The organism is Pseudarthrobacter sp. TE3704 (assembly GCF_056279405.1).
This window is the reverse complement of sequence record NZ_JBWCCJ010000003.1, coordinates 713,392-727,304: the sequence shown is the minus strand read 5'-3', so window position 1 is coordinate 727,304 and position 13,913 is coordinate 713,392. Positions and strand designations below refer to the sequence as shown.

The window sequence follows — 13,913 nt, the reverse complement described above, 5'->3', positions numbered from 1 at the left end:
GTGTGTGAGAGGCCCCCAGCCAGACCACTGGGTTGATAGGCCGGATGTGGAAGCGAGGACTAACGACTCGTGAAGCTGACCGGTACTAATAGGCCGATAACTTACACCACACACTTTCTTCGTGAACGGATTCAAAAGACGTTCACACCCCGAAGAAAGTAAAAAGATACACAAGACTGCTTGCGTCCACTATGTGGTTCCCAACCAACAAACCCGTTTGTTGCAAGGAAACCGACAACTACATAACAACACCACAACTGCCTTCAACAGCAGAAGTTGTAACCACAAAGTTTTCCCACCCCCCACAGGGGTGCGGAGCAAGGGTTACGGCGGTCATAGCGTGGGGGAAACGCCCGGTCCCATTCCGAACCCGGAAGCTAAGACCCACAGCGCCGATGGTACTGCACCCGGGAGGGTGTGGGAGAGTAGGTCACCGCCGGACAACCATTAAGGTCGAGGCCCCAACCAGGCAACTGGTCGGGGCCTCCCGCATTTAACAACACCAACGCCCGGGATGCCGTTCAGATAGCCCCCCCCGACCAGCAGATAGAGCGTCTTACCGAAACCTGCAGCAACTGATAGAGCGTCGCCCGGGAACCTGCATTAGGTGAGAGAGCGTCCGCTGAGGGCACAATCGGGGCCGAAAACCCCCCGAAATCCGGTGATTAACCTCAAAAAGTCGCGGAAACACGCGGAATTTGCGGACCTCGACCGCCCAAGCTGGTAAGTTTTCGAACAGTGGCTTGTGCGCACGCCGCGTGCAGGCTCCATAAAGATGACCGTCCAGGAGGACATAAATGGCTAAGAACCGTAGTGAACTTGTTGCAGAGGTAGCGGGCAAGGCCGGCACCAGCCAGGCAGCCGTCAACTCCGTCCTCGACGCACTGTTCGAGGTTTTCGAGACTTCTGTCGCCGCGGGCGAGAAGATCACCATCCCGGGCTGGCTCGCCGTCGAGCGTACCGACCGTGCAGCACGCACCGGCCGCAACCCGCAGACGGGTGAGACCATCCAGATCGCAGCAGGCCACAGCGTCAAGCTGACCGCCGGCTCCAAGCTCAAGGCTGCGGTTTCCAACAAGAAGTAAGCTTCTTCCTCCCCGGCCCAGAGCCGGCGTGGAAAAGGAGCGGTGACCGGGAGGTTGCCGCTCCTTTTGCTTTTAAGGCCGATTCGCCGCCCGGGCAGGCGTAGCGGACAATGGAATGGTGTCTTCTGCCGCAAAACCCCCTTCCATAACCCCCGAGTCCGCTCCCGGCAAGGGAGCACAGGGGCAGGACAGCGGCGCCTCCGGCATCCCACGCGCATGGCAGCTTGCCGGACTGGCCGCAGTATTCCTCGGCCTTGTTGCTGCCCTCATCTTCTCCGGTGCCGCGGCAACCCGCGGCGTCGCCGACCCCGGGGCCCTGGTGCGCTGGGGCCTGCCCGCCAGCAAGGCCATCCACAACATTTCCCTGGCAACGGTCATCGGCGGCCTGATCTTCGCCGTCGGAATCCTGCCCAGGAGCCTGGCGCCCCGCAGCAGGGCCAGGGAAGCGTCCGAAGCCGACGGCAGCCGCGAGCACCCCGCCTTCAGCCGTGCTCTGGCTGTGGCAGCCGCCGCCGGCGCAACCTGGACCCTGTCCGCAATCGCCGTCCTGGTCCTGACGTACGCGGACGTCGCCGGGCAGGGGCTCTCGGGGGACGCGGAGTTCACGCAGGCCCTGGTGTATTTCATGACGGACATCGAGACGGGGCGCGCCTGGCTGGCCGTCACCATCATCGCCGCCGTAGTCACCACAGCGCTGTTCGGCGTCAGGTCCCTCGGCGGGCTGGCGCTGACCCTGGTCCTGGCGTTCATTGGGCTGGTCCCCACGGCGCTGATCGGCCACTCCTCAAGCTCGTCGGACCACGAGGGTGCCATCAACTCCCTCGGCCTACACCTGGTGGGTGTCAGCACCTGGGTGGGAGGGATCATCCTGCTGGCCCTGCTCTCCGGCATCCTCACCGGTTCCAAGGCAGGGGCAGCCGGTGACATCACAGAATCCACCCTCCGCCGGTTCTCGTCCCTGGCTGGCTTCGCCTTTGTCCTGGTGTTCGCCTCCGGGGTCATCAATGCCAGCATCAGGATCACTAACTGGGGAGACCTCTTCGGCTCCGCCTACGGCCAACTGATCCTGGCAAAATCCGCAGCCACCCTGGTCCTGGGCGGGATCGGCTTCATGCACCGCCAATGGGTCATCCCGCAGCTAGGCCGCAAGGGTTCCACCATGTCCTCGCGGCGCGTGCTGTGGCAGCTGGTCCTGGCAGAACTTCTGGTGATGGGCCTGACGTCCGGCGTGGCCGTTGCCCTGGGGCGTTCGGCCCCGCCGGAGCCCACAACGTATGCGCCGGACGCGTCGCCGGCCTTCATCCTGACCGGATACGAACTGCCGCCTGAGCTGACGCCGGAGCGCTGGCTGACGGAATGGCGCCTCGACTGGCTCTGGATTGCCGTGGCCCTGTTCGGGCTGGTGTCCTACTTCCTCGGCGTGGCAAAGGTCTATCGCCGGGGCGACAGGTGGCAGTGGTTCCGGTCCGTGAACTGGGTGATCGGCCTTGTGGTGCTCACCTACATCACCTCCGGGCCGCCGTCGGTCTATGGCCGCGTCCTGTTCTCGGCGCACATGGTGGACCACATGGCGCTGACCATGGTGGCCCCCATCTTCCTGGTGCTCGGCGCCCCGGTCACGCTCGCTCTGCGCGCCCTGCAACCCCGCGGCGACGGTTCACGCGGAGCCCGGGAGTGGATCCTGGTCTTCGTGCACTCGAAGTTCTCGCAGGTGGTCACCCACCCGCTGTTCGCGGCCGCCAACTTTGCCGGCTCCATTGTGCTGTTCTACTACTCCGAGCTGTTCGGGTTCGCGATGCGCGAGCATGTGGGCCACGAGCTGATGATCGTGCACTTCCTGCTCACGGGCTACATCTTCGTGCTGAGCATGATCGGTTCGGACCCGCTGCCGCGCCGGGCGCCGTACCCCATGCGGCTGCTCCTGCTCCTGGCCACCATGGGCTTCCACGCGTTCTTCGGCGTGGCGATCATGGGCGGCACCAACCTCCTGGCCGCCGACTACTTCGGCAACCTGGGCCGGGACTGGGGACAGTCCGCACTGATGGACCAGCAGACCGGCGGCGCAGTGGCCTGGGGCATCGGCGAGGTGCCCACCCTCCTGGTGGCGATCGGCGTCGCCATCATGTGGTCCCGGTCCGACGCGCGGGAAACCAAACGGGTGGACCGGGCGGCCGACAGGAATAACGACGCCGATCTCACCGCTTACAACGATATGTTTGCCAAATTGGCCGAACGCGATGCCAAGCTGGCTGACCGCAACAAGCTGGAAGGACGCTGATGAGCGAAACCGTACGCACCCACCACCGGGTCCGTGCCTCTGAACTGGTGGGCCGTAACTGGTTGAACACCGGCGGCAAGACCCTGGACCTCGAAGCCTTGCGCGGCAAGATCGTGCTGCTGGACTTCTGGACCTTCTGCTGCATCAACTGCCTGCACGTCCTGGACGAGCTGCGCCCGCTGGAGGAAGAGTACTCGGACGTCCTGGTCACCGTGGGCGTCCACTCGCCCAAGTTCGAGCACGAGGCGGACCCGGTGGCGCTGGCCGCCGCTGTGGAGCGCTACGAGATCCACCACCCGGTCCTGGACGATCCGGAGCTTGAGACCTGGAAGGCGTACACCGCCCGTGCCTGGCCCACCCTGGTGGTCATCGATCCCGAGGGTTACATCGTGGCGCACCTCTCCGGGGAGGGCCACGCGGACGGCCTGGCCGTGTTGATTCCCGAGCTCATCGCCGAACACGAGGCCAAGGGCACCCTGCACCGCGGCTCAGGCCCGTACGTGGCGCCCGAGCCGACGTCCGGCACCCTGCGGTTCCCGGGCAAGGCGCTCTTCCTTCCCGCCGGCCGTGGTTCCGGCGCAGATGAAGCTTCCGACGGCGGCGCGCCAGCAGGTGCCGCATCGCACGGTTCATGGCTGGTCACCGATACCGGGCACCACCGCCTGGTGGAGCTCGGCACCGACTTCCAGGCCGTCCTGGCCACCTTCGGCTCGGGCACCAAGGGCTACGCCGACGGTCCGGCCGCCGGTGACACCGCGACCGCACAGTTCAACGAACCCCAGGGCCTTGTCCTGCTGCCGGAAGACGTGGCAGCCAAGGTGGGCTACGACGTCGTTATTGCCGACTCCGTCAACCACCGCCTTCGCGGGCTGTCCCTGGCAGACGGCAAGGCATCCACCCTGGCCGGCAACGGCGTCCAGCGTTTGCTGGAGACCGGCCCCGCGCGGGTGGACGAGGACGCCGCCGGGTTCACGGGCCGCCTCAGCGACCATCCCCTGGAAGTCTCCTTGAGCTCGCCCTGGGACCTGGTATGGTCGCGCAAGCTCAACGCCGTGGTGGTGGCCATGGCAGGAACCCACCAGATCTTCAGCTTCGACCCCGTCTCCGGTGAAGTGGACATTATTGCCGGCAACGGCCTCGAAGGACTGTTGGACGGCCCGGCCCACGAGGCCTGGTTCGCCCAGTCCTCGGGCCTGGCCGAGGACGCCGACGGCAGCATCTGGGTGGCCGACTCCGAAACGTCTGCCCTGCGCAAGCTGGCAATTGACGACGACGGCACCATCACCGTGGAAACCGCCGTCGGCAAGGGTCTGTTCGACTTCGGCTTCCGGGACGGCGCCGCCGCAGAGGCACGCCTGCAGCACCCGTTGGGTGTGACGGTCCTGCCGGACGGCTCAGTGGCTATCGCGGACACCTACAACGGCGCGGTCCGCCGTTACGACCCCGCCACCAAGACCGTCTCCACGCTGGCCCGCGGCCTGGCCGAACCCTCCGACGTCATCGTGGACCACACCAAGGCAGCCGGCTCCGAGCCGCTGCTGGTGGTGGTTGAGGCGAACCAGCACCAGCTGGTGTACGTCCCCATCCCCAAGGAAGCCCAGCAGGTGGACGAGGGCGCATCCCAGACGCACCGGCCCAAGAGCCCGGTGGCCCCGGGCCCGCTGGAGCTGACCGTCCGCTTCACCGCCCCCACCGGGCAGAAGCTGGATGACCGCTGGGGCGATCCCACGCAGCTGAAGATCTCCTCTACGCCCCCCGAGCTGCTGGTATCCGGCGGCGGAACATCGGTGGGGCTTCTCCGGACCCTTGAGCTGTCCCAGGACGTGCCCGAAGGCATCCTGCACATCACCGCGCGCGCGGCCGCCTGTGACGGGCCGGAGACCGAGGACGGCGAGATCCCCGATCATGCCGCCTGCCACCTGTACCAGCAGGACTGGGGCATCCCCGTGCTGCTGCAGGCCGACGGAGACACGGAGCTGGTACTGGACCTCCGCGGCATGGACTGACGCGCCGCCGTCGTCCACTGAAATGGCCCGGCTTTCAATCCCTGAGGGTGGAAAGCCGGGCCATTTTTGTCTTCGCTGCTGCCAAAAGTGGGCCAGTTCGTTCGCAGGTCAGTCGGCTGGCTTATCCACATAGCCCGTCGCGGGGCTGACTGCAGACCGCCGCGGACGCCATTGTGGGCCCTATGAACCCAGCGGAGATCCTCAGGTCGGCTGGCGGAGTGCTGCTAACGCGGGACGTGCTGACTGCCGGTGCCACGGAAGCCGGCCTTCGCCGGGCGGTTCGAAGAGGCGACGTGGTCCGCCTCGAGCGGGGGCTCTTGGCGGTTGCGGACGCTGATCCGGAGCTAGTGGCCGCAGGGCGTGCCCGTGGCCTCCTCACATGTGTGTCCGCCGCACCGGCATTCAGCCTCTGGCGGCTCCGTCCCCCGGTTCAGCCACACTACTGGCAAAGTAACGGACGGAAGCCCGCCGGCTGTGTCAGTCATAGGCTTCCACTGACGCAGTCTCCCAGCCACGGGACACTTGCCGCCCTTCCGGATGTCCTTCTGCACGCACTGCTGTGCCTACCGGAACTCGAATCCCTGGTCATGGTCGAATGTGCCTACAACAGGGGTGACATCGACCTCTCATTCCTTCTCCGCCACCTTTCCGGGAACCGATGCGGCAAGGCGCGGAACGTGGTGTCCAAGGTTGAACGCGGCGCCGACTCCCTCCTTGAGTCCTTGGCCAGAGTGCTGTTCAGGGACGCCGGCATTCACACCGCGACCCAAGTATGGATTGACGGAATCGGGCGCGTGGACTTTCTCCTGGAAGGGTTTCTGATTGTGGAAATTGACGGCATCGCTTTCCACCTGGAGGCACGGCAATTCAAGAAGGACAGGCGAAGGGACAACTCGGCCATACTGCAGGGTCTACCGGTGCTGCGGTTCTTCTACGATGATGTAGTTCACGCGCCGGACTCTGTTCTGGCCCAGCTATCAATCTCAGCGGGCCCGTAGCCGCGGCTACTAATTGGGGGCAGGCTCCAAAACCGGGCCAGAGCGGCGTGCGCGGCCTAGAAGCTCAGTACGGGGGTGACCCTGACTGCGCCGCCGGAGACGTCCAGGCGGGTGGTGAAGCTGAAGTCCACTTCTTCTTCCAGCGGGTACCAGATTCCAGTGAAGGAGTTCTGCTGCAGTGCTTCCACCTTGGCCTTGCCGTCCAGGGGTGCCACCACCCACCGTCCGTCAAAGGGTTCGATGGCAACGTTTGGGTACTCGGTGACGGTCCACTTGATGGTGCCGTCCTGGACCCTGTTGTTGCTGGCGTAGTAGAACGGGCAGTCCGGCTGGAGCTTCTGTTCCTTGACCGCTTCCGCGGCGCAGCCATCCAGGAATTCCTTGACCTTGTCCGCCACGTCCTTCTTCAGGCTGGCAGTAGCCTGGGTCAGCAGGTTGAGCGGCGCCACGGGGACGTCCCGGGCGGTGACTGTGGCGCGGGTTGCGGGGGCTGAGAAGTACTGGCCGTTCAGGGCGGCCTCGTACTCACCCGGATAGAACACCGCGAAGGAGTTCCTGCCGTTGGGCATGTTCACCGGCACGCCGTTGACATTGGCCTCGCTGCCGTTGACCACCGTGATGTCCACCGTGGGCAGCCGGGACGGAACGAAGGCCCAGGTGTTGAAGAAGATCCATTCCGTGCCGGTCTTCTGCAGCATGAATTCCGTGCGGAGCCGGCTGCCGTCGATGGTGTATTCCATGGGCACCATGACCTGGTTTCCGGAGCGCTCCTCCGGTTCGCCGATCTCCACGTTGGTCAGGCGGGACGCGGCGGTCTGCAGCCCTGTTCCGTCGAGCATGGCGGCATTGCTGGGCGGTACGGTGGCGCGCAACAATCCCAGCGCCTTCCCGCCGTCACCGCTTTGCAGCGCATCCAGATACTCACGCACCGGCTGCTGCGGACTCGCCACCGTCCTGTTCACCAGGTTCACGGCAACAACGGCTCCGGCCACGGCAAGCATGAGGCCCAGCAGCCATCCGGCCGCTATCCTCACCAACGCTTGACTCATCTGCACGTTCCTTACACTAACGTTAGTGCGAACGCGCACTGAAGTCGGCGTCTACCCTTTGTGGGGGAGAAGCGCGGTGTTAAGGCCCGACGGCGGAAGCCGGAACAGGCGTCCGCAGCCCCTTGGGAGCGGCCAGGGTCAGCGGCGGCGCCGCCGGGACGACGTGCCGAACACACCCCGCAGCAGTTCACGGCCCAGCTGGGTGCCGATGGACCGGGCCATGCTCTTCAGGCCGCCGCCCAAAGCGCCACCGAGCGCGCCGCCAAGGTCGTCCATCATCCCGCCGCCCGGCTCCGGCCGCGAAGACCGGGGCGCCCCGGCCGGCGTACGGGGAACAGTGTTCCGGCTGGGAGCCGGCCTGCTGCTGGGCCGGCCGAGGATCTCCTCCTCAATCCGGCGGGCCTCGGCGTCCACGTCCGCAGCTCCGCCGTAACCCGGAACCGGCGGCGGCGCCGCGGGACCGGTGGGTGCGGCAGCCTTCCCGGTCAGCTTCTCATAGGCGGAGTGGTTATCCACCGCGGTTCCGTACTTGGGCAGGAGCGCCGAGCCGGCCACGGTGCTCCGGACCAGGGCGTCATCGCTGGGTCCCATGACCGACTCGGGCGCCCGCAGCCGGGTGAGCGCCACAGGAGTGGGCGCGCCCCTGTCGTTCATGACCGTCACCACGGCCTCGCCGATCCCTGCGGAGGTCAACGTTTCCTCAAGGTCGTAGTCGCTGACCGGGAACGTGGACACGGTGGCCTTGAGCGCCTTGGCGTCCTCCGGGGTGAAGGCGCGCAGGGCGTGCTGCACCCGGTTGGCCAGCTGGCCAAGGACGTCGGCCGGAACGTCCTTGGGAGTCTGGGTGACGAAGAAGATGCCCACGCCCTTGGACCGGATGAGCCGGACGGTGGTGGTGATGGCCTCCAGGAACGCCTTGGACGCACCGTTGAAAAGCAGGTGGGCCTCGTCGAGGAAGAACACCAGCTTCGGCTTGTCCAGGTCCCCTGCTTCCGGGAGGTCCTCAAAGAGATCGGCGAGCAGCCACATGAGGAACGTGGAGAACAGCATCGGTTTGGTCTGGAGCGTGGGCAGCTCGAGGCAGGTGATGACGCCGCGGCCGTCCGGCGCGGTCCGCAGCAGCTCCGCGGTATCAAACTCGGGTTCGCCGAAGAACTTCTCCAGCCCCTGCGCCTCGAGGTTCACGAGCTCGCGGAGGATGACACCGGCGGTCGCCTTGGACAGCCCGCCCAGCTCCTCCAGCTGGTCCTTGCCTTCGGCGGACGTCAGGAACTGGATCACGGCCCGGAGGTCCTTGAGGTCGATGAGTTCCAGGCCGTTTTTGTCCGCGAAGTAGAACACCAGCTGCAGGCTGGATTCCTGCGTGTCGTTCAGATCCATGATCCGCGAGAGGAGGATGGGCCCGAAGGACGATACCGTGGCCCGCACGGGGACCCCGTTACCGTCGCCGCCCAGAGCCAGGAACTCCACCGGGAACGTCTTCCCCTGCCAGGCCTGTCCAATGCCCTCGGTGCGGGCGGTGAGCTTAGCGCTGCCGGTAGCGGCGGTCGCCAGCCCGGAGAGGTCACCTTTGATGTCCGCCAGGAAGACGGGGACGCCGGCGGTGGAGAGCTGCTCGGCCATCATGTGCAGCGTGACGGTTTTGCCGGTACCGGTGGCGCCAGCCACCAGGCCGTGCCGGTTCATCATGGCCAGCGGCAGGCGCACCGGGGCGTCCTTGTGGAGTTCGCCGTCGATGATGGCGGCCCCCAGTTCGATGGTGGCACCGTCCAGCGTGTAGCCCTTCTGGATGGTGGCAAGCTTCTCTGCTGTGGTTTTGTTGGCCATGGCGCCAGCTTAGCGGCGCCCGGTGCCTGCGCGGCGGCACTCCGCCGGTCAGTTCTGCGCGGCCGGAAGTTCCTTGGTGAACGCCAGCGGCCCGATGGTCTCGGGGTCGGCGGCCAGGTCGAACTGCGGCTCATAGCCGGTGGTGAGGTAGAGGTGCTTGGCCTCGGGCTGCCGCGGGCCGGTGGTGAGGTAGAGCCGGGTGTATCCGCGGCGGCCAGCCAGGGCTTCCAGTTCGGCGAGGACCAGGCGGGCAAGGCCCCGACGGCGGTGCGCGGAGTGCGTCCAGATCCGCTTCAGTTCCGCCGTGGCGGCGTCATACCGGCGGAAAGCCCCGCCGGCGATGGATTCACCGTTTTCTTGGATCACCAGGAGCGCACCGTGGGGCTCCTCGAATTCGGCGGCTGGGTAGCGGTTCAGCTCCTCTGCGGCAGCGCCCCGGCCAAAAAGGTCGCCGTAGCGGGTGTCGTATTCGACGGCGAGTTCGTCCAGCAGCGGCCGGACGCGGGGATCGTGCATGGGCAGGTTCAGGACCGCCAGGGCTGCGGGGTCAAGGGGCCTGCGCTTGAGTTCGGGTTCTGCGGTCACGGGTTCAGTACTTTCCGACGGCGGCTGGTTCTGGAGTTATTGTGGCGGAGGGTTCGGCGGACAGGCCGCGTGCAACGGTGAGGATGGTCCGGGCCAGGGCATCGTTTTCCCGGAACGGTGCGGCGTTGGTATTGGGCCGGGCAAACGCTCCCGCGCCCCAGCCTGAGGTTCCCGGCCCGATGCCGAACACGGTTTCCTGCAGGTTTCCGGCGGCGTCCACCAGCTGGTGCCGGGCGGAAACCAGCAGTTTGCCGGTGGAGTGGATGCCGTCGGCCGTGAGCAGCTGCTGCTCCGTCCCCAGCCCGCTGCCGTGCAGGGACGCGAGCACGGGATTGAGCGACCGGGTGACCGACGTGGACGGCAGCCGGGCCTCGATAAAGGCGCTGGCCGTGATGGCGGCGGGATGATGCGGGGAGGTGGCCCGGAACAGCCCGGTGGCTTCGTCGGCCGTCACCTCGAGGCCGGGGCCCAGGAACTGGAGCAGCCCGGCACGGTGCAGGGCCAGCATTTGGCGCAGGCGGTGGGGCGGCGGGCCCGAGTCGACAAAGCTGAAGAACCCGTGCCACCAGCGGTGGACGGTCTGCTGGGACCGTGCATTAAGCCGTTCCGCAGGGACCACGCGCCCCAGTTCCATGTAAACGTGCAGCAGGGCCAGGAAGAGTGCCAGGGTCTCCGGATGGTCCGGGCTGTCCCGCAGGGCGAGGTCGTGCCCGATGTACCCTGCCACGGCGGACTGTACTTCCCCGAGGCCGGCGAAGCGGCGCCCGTCAAAGGGCCGGTCCAGCCGCTCGAGGTCGAGATGCAGGCCGGCATCCGGGACGGCGGCAGCCACGAGTTCGGCGCGCGCGGAGCTGTACCAGTCCAGGCCGGAGTAGCGCGAGGTGAACTCTTCCCAGCCCATGGCGGCCCGCTCCGGGCTGCCGGTCAGCAGCTCCCGGTAGTAGCCGTACCCGGCTTCCTTGGCGATCAGGGGCCAGAGGTGGCTCCTGAAGTCCAGTTCGCCGTGCCGCCGGAGCAGGGCCTCGACGGCGTCCGCGGTGAAGAACAGCAGTGGACCGGGTGCCTGGCCGCGGAGGGCAGACGAAATCTTGGAGTGGTACGGCACGCCGCGCCGCGACCCTGCCCACAGCCGGGGTTCCCGGCCGGACGCAAGGTAGCGCAGCCCGCCGTCGGGCGTTTCCTCGAAGCGCCCGCCGCGGCCCTCCATCAGGAGGACCAGCAGGTCGACGAACGCGAGGCCCATGCCGGCGACGATCACGTCCTGCCCGGGGGCGATGGCTGAATAGTCGACGTCGGTGGTGTAGCTGGGCGCCGCATGGAACCCGCCGTGGCGGGCGGCGAAGCGGGACCAGCCGGCGGAGGCTGCGTCCGGGCGGGAGTCGGTGTGGCCCAGTGCGGTGACGAGGATGTCGGCGTGCAAAGTCCGCCCGTTGGCCAGTTCCACGGCATGCGCGCCGCCGCCGAGCGGGGCGATGTCCACCGCCGTGGTCCGGTGCACGGTCACGCTCTTGCCGAGGGACCGGGCAGCGCGGCGAAAGAACCATTCGAGGTACTGGCTTTGAAGTTGCCGGGTGGGAAACGAGGAGCCCGTGAGGGAGTGAAGCTGGTCCCGCAGCTGCCGAGGGAAGTCCGGAACGTCGGTAATGGATCCGTCGAGTACGCCGGCCGCCCATTCCGCCAGCCCGGGGCCGGACGCCGGGGGACCGTCACAGGCGACGGACGCGTCCGTGAACATGGTGACGTCGGCCGCCGTCGAGTTCAGCAGCAGCCCGGGATGCTGGTCGTACCGCCAGATCCGGCCGGATCCTGGGACGTACGGCTCCACCACGTGGATCTGCAGGGCGCCGGCGAAGATCTCCGGCCGGTTGGCGGCAATCCGCTCCAGCACGCCGGCCGCCCGGGGACCGCCGCCGATGAAGACGACGGCCGGAATGTTCGCTGGCATGGGGCTCCTGACGGCGGTGCGTGGGCGGACGGGGATGCGGTGGCCTGGAAGGGCCGCCGGAGTGCCCATGCTAGGCAGCGGTGACGACGGCGGTCGAGCGCCCGGTCACGCCCGTTAACTCCGCGTCACAGCGCGTCAAGGGACGCAAAAAACCGACTCATGACGCCGTGCTAAGTCCCGTGACGATATGCAACTTGGCGCCTTGCTGGCCTCTTCCGGGCGGTCCTAGATTTGCAGCCAGCAACCGGGCCAGCCAGGACCGGTACCGGGGCGGTGGCTCCAACCCGATTCGAGAAGCGAGGTGGCGCATGAGTTCAGCAGCAACGAAGGTGGCGCAGTCAGCACAATCACAGCCGGCACAGACTGCAGGAGCAGCTCCGCAGCCTGCGCCACCTGCCCGGGCCGCCACGGACTACTCCGGCTACCCGGTGGTTGCAGCCAGGCATCCCTGGCGCTGGGTGGGAACAGCCGCCGTCGCGCTCGGTGTCCTCGCGGTGGCGTGGTCCCTGGCCACGAACCCGCGCTGGGAATGGGGCGTGGTGGCGCAGTGGTTCACCGCGCAGTCCGTGATCAACGGCTTGCTGGAAACCTTGAAGCTGACGGCCATTTCGGGCCTGCTCGGGTTCGTCCTGGGCTTCATCCTGGCGCTCATGCGGCTGTCCGCCTCTCCGCTGCTGGTCTCGGTGTCCTGGACGTTCTCCTGGATCTTCCGGTCCACGCCGCTGCTGGTCCAGATGCTCCTTTGGTACAACCTGGGCTACCTCTACGAAAAGATCAGCCTGGGCATCCCCTTCACCGACGTGAGGTTCTTCGAGGTCCAGACCACCACGCTGATCAGCCAGTTCGCGGCCGCAGTGCTGGGCCTGACCCTGAACCAGGCGGCCTACTCGGCCGAGATCATCCGCGGCGGAATCCTTTCCGTGGACCAAGGGCAACTGGAGGCCGCGGCGGCCCTGGGTATCCCGGCCTGGCGGCGGTCCACCCGGATTGTGTTGCCGCAGGCGATGCGGGCCATCCTGCCCACTGCCTTCAACGAAATCATCGGCCTGGTCAAGGGCACATCGATCGTCTACGTCCTGGCCTACTCCGAGCTGTTCTACACCGTGCAGGTCATCTACAACCGCACGCAGCAGGTCCTTCCGCTGCTCCTGGTGGCAACGCTCTGGTACGTGGTGATCACCTCGGTCCTCAGCGTCTTCCAGTACTACATCGAACGGCACTACTCCAAGGGTGCGGTGCGGAACCTGCCGCTGACGCCCTTGCAGAAAGCCCGTAAATTCTTCGCCACCCACGCAGTGGCCAACCGGACCAGGAGCTTCTGATGACCGTTACAGCTGCTACAGCCACCCGCGGCCTGGTGGAAATCACCGGCGTCCGCAAGTCCTTCGGGGCCACCGAGGTCCTCAAAGGCGTCAGCCTCACGGTTGAGCCGGGCGGCGTGGCCGTGATCGTTGGCCCGTCCGGCTCGGGAAAGTCCACCCTGCTGCGCACCATCAACCACCTGGAAAAGGTGGACGGCGGCCACATCTCAATCGACGGCACACTGGTGGGCTACGAAGTCCGGGGCGGGCGGCTGCACGAGCTGCGCGAAAAGGACATCCTGAAGCAGCGGACCGAAATCGGCATGGTGTTCCAGAACTTCAACCTGTTCCCGCACCTCACCGCACTGGAGAACGTGGCGGAAGCGCCCGTCGTCGCGCAGCGTCCTGGAAAAACACGCCCCTCCAAGGAAGAGGCGAAGCGCCGCGGCCTGGAGCTGCTGGACCGCGTGGGCCTGAAGGACCGCGCGGATGCCTACCCGCGGCAGCTGTCCGGCGGCCAGCAGCAACGCGTGGCAATCGCACGGGCCCTGGCGCTGGACCCCAAGATCCTGCTCTTCGATGAGCCCACCTCGGCGCTGGATCCTGAACTGGTCAACGAGGTTCTCGACGTAATCCGCGAGCTTGCCACCTCCGGCACCACCCTGATCATCGTTACCCACGAGATGGGCTTTGCCCGGGACGTGGCGGACACCGTGGTGTTTATGGACCAGGGCCAGATCGTGGAGCAGGGCACCCCGCAGGAGATTTTCACCAACCCCCAGGAACCGCGTACCAGGAGCTTCTTCTCCAAGGTGCTCGAACCGGCTTTCAACATCTAA

10 protein-coding genes, 1 rRNA gene and 1 pseudogene are annotated in these 13,913 nt (G+C 66.5%); 8 read left to right on the top strand and 4 right to left on the bottom strand.

Annotated features, from left to right (window positions below; translation table 11 throughout):
- Positions 1–325 precede the first annotated feature (325 nt).
- From rrf to ACZ9BC_RS11095, 6 genes and pseudogenes are all read left to right on the top strand, one after another.
- A 5S ribosomal RNA gene (rrf, locus tag ACZ9BC_RS11120) occupies positions 326–442 on the top strand.
- A gap of 355 nt (positions 443–797) precedes the next feature.
- Complete coding sequence (locus ACZ9BC_RS11115; RefSeq protein ID WP_009358243.1) at positions 798–1,085, top strand: HU family DNA-binding protein; 288 nt, start codon at positions 798–800, stop codon at positions 1,083–1,085.
- A 115-nt stretch (positions 1,086–1,200) separates the two neighbouring features.
- On the top strand, positions 1,201–3,363 hold the full coding sequence (locus ACZ9BC_RS11110; RefSeq protein WP_476245967.1) for a bifunctional copper resistance protein CopD/cytochrome c oxidase assembly protein: 2,163 nt from the start codon (positions 1,201–1,203) through the stop codon (positions 3,361–3,363).
- The gene (locus ACZ9BC_RS11105) at positions 3,363–5,369 is read left to right on the top strand and encodes an NHL domain-containing thioredoxin family protein (RefSeq protein ID WP_476245966.1); all 2,007 of its coding nucleotides are present in this window, start codon (positions 3,363–3,365) and stop codon (positions 5,367–5,369) included. Before ACZ9BC_RS11110 ends, ACZ9BC_RS11105 begins: the two co-directional genes overlap by 1 nt.
- 182 nt (positions 5,370–5,551) lie before the next feature.
- A pseudogene (locus tag ACZ9BC_RS11100) lies at positions 5,552–5,683 on the top strand (type IV toxin-antitoxin system AbiEi family antitoxin domain-containing protein); the annotation flags it as partial.
- A gap of 273 nt (positions 5,684–5,956) precedes the next feature.
- Positions 5,957–6,367 (top strand): endonuclease domain-containing protein, encoded by a 411-nt coding sequence (locus ACZ9BC_RS11095; RefSeq protein ID WP_476245999.1) that lies wholly within the window; start codon positions 5,957–5,959, stop codon positions 6,365–6,367.
- A 56-nt stretch (positions 6,368–6,423) separates the two neighbouring features.
- Here the strand turns inward: ACZ9BC_RS11095 and ACZ9BC_RS11090 are convergent, their stop codons facing one another.
- The 4 genes from ACZ9BC_RS11090 to ACZ9BC_RS11075 all read right to left on the bottom strand — a co-directional run bounded on the left by ACZ9BC_RS11090 (position 6,424) and on the right by ACZ9BC_RS11075 (position 11,773).
- Positions 6,424–7,416 (bottom strand): hypothetical protein, encoded by a 993-nt coding sequence (locus ACZ9BC_RS11090; RefSeq protein WP_476245965.1) that lies wholly within the window; start codon positions 7,414–7,416, stop codon positions 6,424–6,426.
- A gap of 138 nt (positions 7,417–7,554) precedes the next feature.
- A complete protein-coding gene (locus ACZ9BC_RS11085) occupies positions 7,555–9,243 on the bottom strand; it encodes a helicase HerA-like domain-containing protein (protein ID WP_476245964.1) in 1,689 nt (562 codons plus the stop codon).
- Positions 9,244–9,291: 48 nt separating this feature from the next.
- Entirely contained in the window at positions 9,292–9,828 is a 537-nt protein-coding gene (locus ACZ9BC_RS11080; RefSeq protein ID WP_476245963.1) for a GNAT family N-acetyltransferase, read from the bottom strand.
- 4 nt (positions 9,829–9,832) lie between these two features.
- A complete protein-coding gene (locus ACZ9BC_RS11075; protein ID WP_476245962.1) occupies positions 9,833–11,773 on the bottom strand; it encodes an FAD/NAD(P)-binding protein in 1,941 nt (646 codons plus the stop codon).
- Between the two features lie 308 nt (positions 11,774–12,081).
- Between ACZ9BC_RS11075 and ACZ9BC_RS11070 the strand changes: the two genes are divergently transcribed.
- Together ACZ9BC_RS11070 and ACZ9BC_RS11065 are read left to right on the top strand one after the other, a co-directional pair.
- Positions 12,082–13,095 carry an amino acid ABC transporter permease gene (locus tag ACZ9BC_RS11070; protein WP_476245961.1) on the top strand — a complete coding sequence of 338 codons (1,014 nt, stop codon included), beginning with the start codon at positions 12,082–12,084 and terminating at the stop codon, positions 13,093–13,095.
- Positions 13,095–13,913, top strand: a complete 819-nt coding sequence (locus ACZ9BC_RS11065; RefSeq protein WP_476245960.1) for an amino acid ABC transporter ATP-binding protein — start codon at positions 13,095–13,097, stop codon at positions 13,911–13,913. Before ACZ9BC_RS11070 ends, ACZ9BC_RS11065 begins: the two co-directional genes overlap by 1 nt.

Coding starts and splice junctions, on each gene's coding strand:
- ACZ9BC_RS11075 (WP_476245962.1), bottom strand. CDS start 11,773: ATGCCAGCGAACATTCCGGCCGTCGTCTTCATCGGCGGCGGTCCCCGG.
- ACZ9BC_RS11090 (WP_476245965.1), bottom strand. CDS start 7,416: ATGAGTCAAGCGTTGGTGAGGATAGCGGCCGGATGGCTGCTGGGCCTC.
- ACZ9BC_RS11110 (WP_476245967.1), top strand. CDS start 1,201: ATGGTGTCTTCTGCCGCAAAACCCCCTTCCATAACCCCCGAGTCCGCT.
- ACZ9BC_RS11105 (WP_476245966.1), top strand. CDS start 3,363: ATGAGCGAAACCGTACGCACCCACCACCGGGTCCGTGCCTCTGAACTG.
- ACZ9BC_RS11095 (WP_476245999.1), top strand. CDS start 5,957: ATGGTCGAATGTGCCTACAACAGGGGTGACATCGACCTCTCATTCCTT.
- ACZ9BC_RS11115 (WP_009358243.1), top strand. CDS start 798: ATGGCTAAGAACCGTAGTGAACTTGTTGCAGAGGTAGCGGGCAAGGCC.
- ACZ9BC_RS11065 (WP_476245960.1), top strand. CDS start 13,095: ATGACCGTTACAGCTGCTACAGCCACCCGCGGCCTGGTGGAAATCACC.
- ACZ9BC_RS11070 (WP_476245961.1), top strand. CDS start 12,082: ATGAGTTCAGCAGCAACGAAGGTGGCGCAGTCAGCACAATCACAGCCG.
- ACZ9BC_RS11085 (WP_476245964.1), bottom strand. CDS start 9,243: ATGGCCAACAAAACCACAGCAGAGAAGCTTGCCACCATCCAGAAGGGC.